The sequence below is a fragment of the Microbacterium sp. zg.Y909 genome, from assembly GCF_024626565.1.
On the sequence record NZ_JANJFJ010000269.1, the window covers coordinates 1 to 6,046 of the forward strand.

At 70.6% G+C, this 6,046-nt stretch carries 8 protein-coding genes and 1 pseudogene; 3 read left to right on the forward strand and 6 right to left on the reverse strand.

From position 1 onward, the window contains the following. A pseudogene (locus NQ160_RS16715) lies at positions 1–175 on the reverse strand (flap endonuclease); the annotation flags it as partial. Between the two features lie 125 nt (positions 176–300). Here NQ160_RS16715 and NQ160_RS16720 point away from each other — a divergent pair. Beyond that, positions 301–525 carry a hypothetical protein gene (locus NQ160_RS16720; RefSeq protein ID WP_257516291.1) on the forward strand — a complete coding sequence of 75 codons (225 nt, stop codon included), beginning with the start codon at positions 301–303 and terminating at the stop codon, positions 523–525. A gap of 132 nt (positions 526–657) precedes the next feature. Here NQ160_RS16720 and NQ160_RS16725 read toward each other — a convergent pair whose 3' ends face one another. The 3 genes from NQ160_RS16725 to NQ160_RS16735 form a co-directional block, all read right to left on the reverse strand. Next, complete coding sequence (locus tag NQ160_RS16725) at positions 658–1,437, reverse strand: hypothetical protein (protein WP_257516292.1); 780 nt, start codon at positions 1,435–1,437, stop codon at positions 658–660. Beyond that, a complete protein-coding gene (locus NQ160_RS16730) occupies positions 1,425–1,970 on the reverse strand; it encodes a hypothetical protein (protein ID WP_257516293.1) in 546 nt (181 codons plus the stop codon). The genes NQ160_RS16725 and NQ160_RS16730 overlap by 13 nt, the downstream gene beginning before the upstream one ends. Positions 1,971–2,050: 80 nt before the next feature. After that, complete coding sequence (locus tag NQ160_RS16735; protein WP_257516294.1) at positions 2,051–2,728, reverse strand: Pr6Pr family membrane protein; 678 nt, start codon at positions 2,726–2,728, stop codon at positions 2,051–2,053. A gap of 91 nt (positions 2,729–2,819) precedes the next feature. On the opposite strand from NQ160_RS16735, the gene NQ160_RS16740 reads away from it, so the two are divergent. After that, positions 2,820–3,215 (forward strand): YchJ family protein, encoded by a 396-nt coding sequence (locus NQ160_RS16740; RefSeq protein ID WP_257516295.1) that lies wholly within the window; start codon positions 2,820–2,822, stop codon positions 3,213–3,215. On the opposite strand, the gene NQ160_RS16745 is transcribed toward NQ160_RS16740, so the two are convergent. Together NQ160_RS16745 and NQ160_RS16750 are read right to left on the reverse strand one after the other, a co-directional pair. Beyond that, on the reverse strand, positions 3,199–4,221 hold the full coding sequence (locus NQ160_RS16745; protein WP_257516296.1) for an FUSC family protein: 1,023 nt from the start codon (positions 4,219–4,221) through the stop codon (positions 3,199–3,201). The two genes, NQ160_RS16740 and NQ160_RS16745, sit on opposite strands and share 17 nt — an antisense overlap. A 58-nt stretch (positions 4,222–4,279) precedes the next feature. Then, positions 4,280–5,194, reverse strand: coding sequence for a VOC family protein (locus NQ160_RS16750; RefSeq protein WP_257516297.1), 915 nt, complete (start codon positions 5,192–5,194; stop codon positions 4,280–4,282). 166 nt (positions 5,195–5,360) lie between these two features. Here NQ160_RS16750 and NQ160_RS16755 point away from each other — a divergent pair. Continuing rightward, on the forward strand, positions 5,361–6,046 hold a 686-nt coding region (locus tag NQ160_RS16755), incomplete at its 3' end, for an amino acid permease (RefSeq protein ID WP_257516298.1).

Genomic DNA, 6,046 nt, shown 5'->3' on the forward strand with positions numbered 1-6,046 from the left:
AGCAGGCGACCATGTCGGTCGGCTCGTAGGTCGTCGTCAGCTTCGCGATCATGTCGAGCAGCCCGCGGACGGCGTTGACGGGCGTGCCGTCGGGGGCGCGCACCTTGTCGGGCACCCCGTAGAACGCGCGGAAGTACAGGGATGCGGTGTCGAGCAGCATGAGGCGGTCAGTCATCCGGGTTCTCTCCTTCGGCGGTGCCCGACGCGGCACGGTCCAGGACAGTCTCCAGGATGGCGCGGAGCGGAGCGATCCCCACGTCGGACGGCGCCGCGCGTGACACGCCGCGGTACATTGTCGCCATGTTCCTGTCGTCCCTGACCTTCCGGACCGCCGTCGGCATGGTCGCGCTCTACGCTCTCGCAGCCGTCTCGGGGGCGATGATCCTCGTCGCGCAGATGGCCAACGGTCGCGACGGCTTCGGGATCATCACCGGTGCGGCGGCCCTCTGCGTTTTCAGTTTCCTTGCCGTCAGATACGCGCGGATCGCCTCGGGGTTGCGACCAGAGTCGCCGTCGCAGGAATAGCAGGGCGTTGTCCCGCGCGGCAGCGGCCCGTGCTCGCTCGGAGCTGCGCCGTGGTCGGCTCACGGCGATCGCTCATGCCGCCGACCGGCGACGCGCGCTGACGGTATCGCCGTCGCGCGCAGTGCCGTCTCGTCAGCACCCGGGACCTCTCGGGTCCTCGAGGCAGGTGCGGTCCACGAGCGCGGTGTGCACCTCGACGACTCGCACGGCGTATCCGCCCGCCGTCGCCTCGACGAACCCGGGCACTTCGCGCCACGAGCCGGTGCCGAAATCCACGGATGCCGCATAGCGCACGGTGACCGAGGCGGCGTAGTTGCCCCGCTCGCCGTAGGCGTGACTGGTGGCGGTGGGGGTGAACTGCGCCTGCCCGAGCGTCGGCCAGCTGGCGCCACCGGTCGTGGAGGTGCGGCTGGAGCCGTCGCCGTAGTGGAACACGAACGCGGCGGGCACGAAGCGCACGACCACCGGGTAGTCGAACAGCTCGCCCGCGATGTGCTGCTCCGTCGCCGCGGCGACGAAGTTGGCCGGCATGCCGCGCACCGCGACGCCGTTGGGCTCCGCCGTGAACGACGGGCGCGCCGGCGTGAACGCCGCGAGGTCGCTGATCGTGACCTCCGGGGGAGTCCACACCTGGTAGCCGCCGCGGCACCCGACGACCGTGTTGCACACCGGCGCGGGTTCCGGCGCCGGAACCTCGGGACGGACCGCACCGCCTTGGTTCCCGCCGCCACCACTTCCGCCGCCGCCGCCCGCCGTGTAGTCGGCGCCGATTTCGACCGACGATCCGGTGTTGTTGAAAACACAATCGGTCCAGGTGTTGGCGCCGTCGCAGGTGGAAGGTGATCCATTTACGGCCGCGGGAGAAATAGAAACCGCGAGCGTGAGTGCAACGTTCAGGGCTACGGAGCGCATGCGTCACCCTCGACAGCGTTGCTCGCGGCAATCTGCAGACCCGTAGAGGTCAATTTCGACGCCGTCATCTCTACGCTGAGGTTGTAGCGGTCGGGACGCTCCGGCGACACCATTGAGGCGCCGGCCCCGTCTACTACGGCGATGGTGCTGACGTCCACACACACGGTGCCTACGACAAGAGCTGGAGGAGTGCGACTCGTCGAGTCGCCTCGGTAAGCGATGACCTGACTCACGCCACTTTTGGTCCACCCCTCTGCGTGCATCTCTGACAGCGTCTCGCGCTCGTTTGCATTCGCTTCCCCCGTGGTCCACGCGTAGACCGCCTCGAACGTGTCGGGGTCGCTGAGGTCCACCTGGTTCAGCGCATCGACGTAGGCGCGGTAGGTCTCCTCGGCCGCGGCGAAGGCCTCCGCCTCCGAGGCGAACCCGGTCGCCGTGGGGGTGGGAGCCGGTTCGGGCTCCGGGACGCAGCCGGTCAGAACCAGCACGAGCACGACCGAGGTGACCGCCCCGATCGCGCCATGTGCCTTCATGCGCACACGCTACCGCGCAGCGTTCACGCGGCATCCGGTTATCCACAGCGCCCGCCACAGCGACGAGAAGGCGCCGCGGATCACGCGCGCGCGACCACCCCGCGCAGCCCGTCGCCGATCGCGGCCGACAATCGGTCCAGTCCGATGACGCCGGCCGCGATGACCGCGATCACTGCGACGACCTGGGCCATGCCGAGCACCGCGCCGCCCAGCCCGAGCACGTCGATGTTGAGGAAGGGGTAGGGGAAGCGGTCCGCGATCGTCGGAAAGGCGACCGCGCGGGAGAGCGTGGCGACGGCGTATGCGGCGGGGTAGATCAGCCAGAGCAGGCCATCGCGCCACCGCACGACCCGGCGGGGCCCGAACAGCAGCCAGTCCACCAGCACCATGCCCGGAACGACGTAGTGCAAGAGGAACAGTGACTGGTTCGCCAGCGCCTGCGCGGGATCCGCGTCCATGAGCCCGGGCAGCGGACTCGCACCCTCGTTGAGCAGCACGTGGGAGACGAGCGCGGTCGTGAGGATCCATGTCGTCACGGCGCCTCGCAACCGGGGCGCGGGAGCGTCCGGGATGCCGCGGCGCACCATCCAGTACAGCGCGCCGGCGTAGTAGGCGAAGACGATCACATTGCTCTGAATCGTGAAGTAGACGAGCCGGTGGTTGCCGCTGGACAGGCCCAGCAGGCACACCGCGACGATCGCGACGCGCCACCAGAACTGTGCGGTGCCCCAGGTGCGTGCGCGGGGCGCTGCGGTCACGGTGTTCCTCTCGTCGGCCTGCCACGATGGTGCGCCTGAACGCTAGGCGGCAGCCGTCGCGGTGTCAAAGCGGTGCGAGACTGACAGCACCATGCGTGACCACGACCCCTGCCCGTGCGGAAGCGAGGCCGCCTTCGGGGAGTGCTGCGGACGCCACCTCGCCGGAGTGCCGGCGCCGACGCCCGAGGCGCTCATGCGCTCGCGGTACACGGCCTTCGTCGTGGGCGACACCGCGTACCTCGAGCAGACCTGGCACCCCGGCACCCGGCCGGAGCACCTGGACCTCGACCCCGATCTGCGCTGGCGGGGCCTGGAGGTCGTCACCGCGGAGACCGGCGAGAAGCGCGGCTACGTGGAGTTCCGGGCGCACTGGAGCGAGGGCCCGAGCCGCGGGGTGCTGCACGAGCGCAGCCGCTTCGTCCGGCAGAGCGGGCGCTGGTGGTATCTCGACGGAGTGATCGACCCGCCGGTCACAGCGGAGCCGTGATGGCTTCGTGCACGCGGCGCAGGTCCACCAGGATCGATCCGATCAGCATCCAGTTCGTCGCCGACGGCGTCTGGATCTGAAGGGGGCGGGTGAGGGCCGGCTCCTCGTTCTCGGGGAGCTCGCCCGGCGTGCTCGTCAGCAGCCGCAGGTCGTGTGCGGCCCGGTGCAGCTGCTCTGCGATCGCGGGCGCGGACGGCTCGTCGACGAGCCCGCTGCCGCCGTACTCGCGCACCGCGCGGGTCATGCCGATCACCTGCGTGACGATGCCGGAGAAGCGCTCGAGCAGCTCGCGCAGATGGTCGATCTGCGGACGGAAGTGGGGCGCGCGCGGGTTGAGGGCGAGCGCGTCGGTCGATGCGGACAAGGCGCTCTCCGCGGCATTCCGCATGGGGCGCAGCAGCCGCGCCGTCAGCAGCATCTCCTCCAGCTCGGCCGTGGTGCGCGGTGACGTGAAAGCGTCCGCGAGACGGTCCAGTGTCGCGGCGGTCTCGAGCCCCAGGGCGTCCACGCGGTCGAGCGCCTGCGTGGCGTGCACCGGCGGCGCGAGCAGCACGCTCACCGCCAGACCCAGAGCCGCGCCGATGATCGTCTCGACGACCCGCGCTCCCGCGTAGCCGGGCGTCGAGACCCCCAGTGCGAGGACCAGCACCGAGCTGATGACGGTCTGGTTGCTGACCCCCGGCGTCATGCGCAGCACCCAGCCGAACACGAGAGAGGTCACGACGGCCGCCGGCACGACCCAGGCCTGGGTGCCGAACGCCAGCCCCAGGGCCGAACCGATCGCGACGCCCGCGATGACCCCGACCGTGCGCTCGATCGCCTTGGCCGCGGACTGGTTCGGGCTCGGCTGCACCACCAGCAGCCCCGCGATCGCCGCGAACACCGGAGGAGGACCTCCGAGCAAGGCGCCGGCGACCACCCACGCGAGCACGGTGGCCAGCGCCGACTTGGCCACCTGCAGCAGGGGGAGTCGGCGATCGGCGCGGATGGCGGCGGTCAGGGCCATGGGATCAACGCTAGGCCGTGGCCCCACGCCGTGTCAGTGCTCGGGCCGGGCAAAGCCGTCAGCGCTGCAGCACTTCGTCGAGGGAGGGGTCGGGGAGGGCGACCGTGACCTGCGTGCCCCACGGATCGACGGCGCGCACCGACCGGCCGTCGCCGTCGTAGGCGATGCCGTGGTCGCGCAGGCGCGCACCCAGGGCGTCGAGCTCCTCGCGGCGGGGCACGGTGACCGAGACGTCGCCCAGGCCCAGCGCCGCGGCGCGAGGACCGGCGCCGCGGCTGTTCCACGTGTTCATCGCGATGTGGTGGTGGTACCCGCCGGCGGCGGCGAAGAGCGCCCCGGGATAGGCGCTCTGGGTGGCCTCGAACCCGAGCGCGTCGACGTAGAAGGCGCGGGCAGTGGGGATGTCCCCGACCTGCAGGTGCACGTGGCCTACGGCGCCGGCACGGGAGGGACCGGCATCCAGTGCCTCCTGCGTGAGGTGGCGGCGGAGGTACTCGTTCGGATCGAGGGCGAGTACGTCCATCTGGATCTGACCGGCCACGTGCACCCATTCGGCGCGGTCTCGGTCGGTGTACAGCTCGACGCCGTTGCCCTCGGGGTCGGTGAAGTAGAACGCCTCACTCACCAGATGGTCGGCCGAGCCGCTGAAGCGACTGAGGGGGTGCTGCGCGGCGCGGTACACCGTCGCCGCCAGCGCTTCAGCATCGTCGAAGAGGAAGGCGGTGTGATAGAGCCCCGCCTCGCGCGGGGCTGCCTGCGGCAGATCCGGTGTGTGGACGAGTCGCACGAGCGGGGTGGATCCGCGGCCGAGCACCCGGTGCACCTCGCGCCCGCGCGCCTTCTCCTCGAGGGGCGACATCGCGAAGGCAAGGGTGTAATACCCGCTCATCGCCTCGAGGTCGGCGACGCGCAGGGTCACCGCGCCCATTGCCGCATCGGGGTGCAGCACCCGGTCGTGGGTCGCCGTGCTCATGGGATCTCCTGCAGTCGGGGTGAGGGTCGGGTCAGCCGGTCAAACCGCCTCGACGCCCGCGGCATTCCCGCGAGGCGGCACCGACAGCCTCTCCTCGCCCTCGCGCGGGAAGTCATAGTGGCGCGGTTTACAATCGATGGTTGTCCAACACACAGAAGGAGATCGGATGCCGGCCCGTCAGAGCGCGATGCATGCGCTGTTCCGCCGCAAGCCGATCACCCCGCAGAACGACGACGACTCCGGCACCGGGCTCGTGCGACGCCTGGGCACCTTCCAGCTGGCGATGCTCGGTGTCGGCGCCACGATCGGCACGGGCGTCTTCTTCGTCATGCACGAGTCGGTGCCGCTGGCCGGTCCCGCCGTGCTGCTCTCGTTCGTCATCGCCGCGATCGCCGCGGGCCTGTCGGCCGTCTGCTACGCCGAGATGGCCTCCGCCGTGCCGATCTCGGGATCGACGTACTCCTATGCCTATGTGACCCTCGGCGAGATCGTCGCGATGGGGGTCGCCGCCTGCCTCATGCTCGAGTACGGCGTCTCGGCCGCGGCGGTGTCGTCGGGCTGGAGCGGGTACCTGGACCACCTGCTGGCCGCGGTGTTCGGCTGGCACCTGCCGCCAGAGCTCATGGCGGGACCGCTCGAGGGCGGCATCGTGAACCTGCCGGCCGTCGTGCTCGTGGCCATGTGCGCGGTCCTGCTCGTGCGGGGCACGCGCGAATCCGCCGTCGTCAACACGACCATGGTCGTCATCAAGGTGGCGGTGCTGCTGATGTTCGCCGCGATCGCCATCACAGCCTTCCGCGTGGACAACTTCGCCGAGTTCGCCCCGCACGGTGCGGCGGGGGTGACTGCGGC

Coding starts and splice junctions, on each gene's coding strand:
- NQ160_RS16750 (WP_257516297.1), bottom strand. CDS start 5,194: ATGAGCACGGCGACCCACGACCGGGTGCTGCACCCCGATGCGGCAATG.
- NQ160_RS16740 (WP_257516295.1), top strand. CDS start 2,820: ATGCGTGACCACGACCCCTGCCCGTGCGGAAGCGAGGCCGCCTTCGGG.
- NQ160_RS16745 (WP_257516296.1), bottom strand. CDS start 4,221: ATGGCCCTGACCGCCGCCATCCGCGCCGATCGCCGACTCCCCCTGCTG.
- NQ160_RS16720 (WP_257516291.1), top strand. CDS start 301: ATGTTCCTGTCGTCCCTGACCTTCCGGACCGCCGTCGGCATGGTCGCG.
- NQ160_RS16730 (WP_257516293.1), bottom strand. CDS start 1,970: ATGAAGGCACATGGCGCGATCGGGGCGGTCACCTCGGTCGTGCTCGTG.
- NQ160_RS16725 (WP_257516292.1), bottom strand. CDS start 1,437: ATGCGCTCCGTAGCCCTGAACGTTGCACTCACGCTCGCGGTTTCTATT.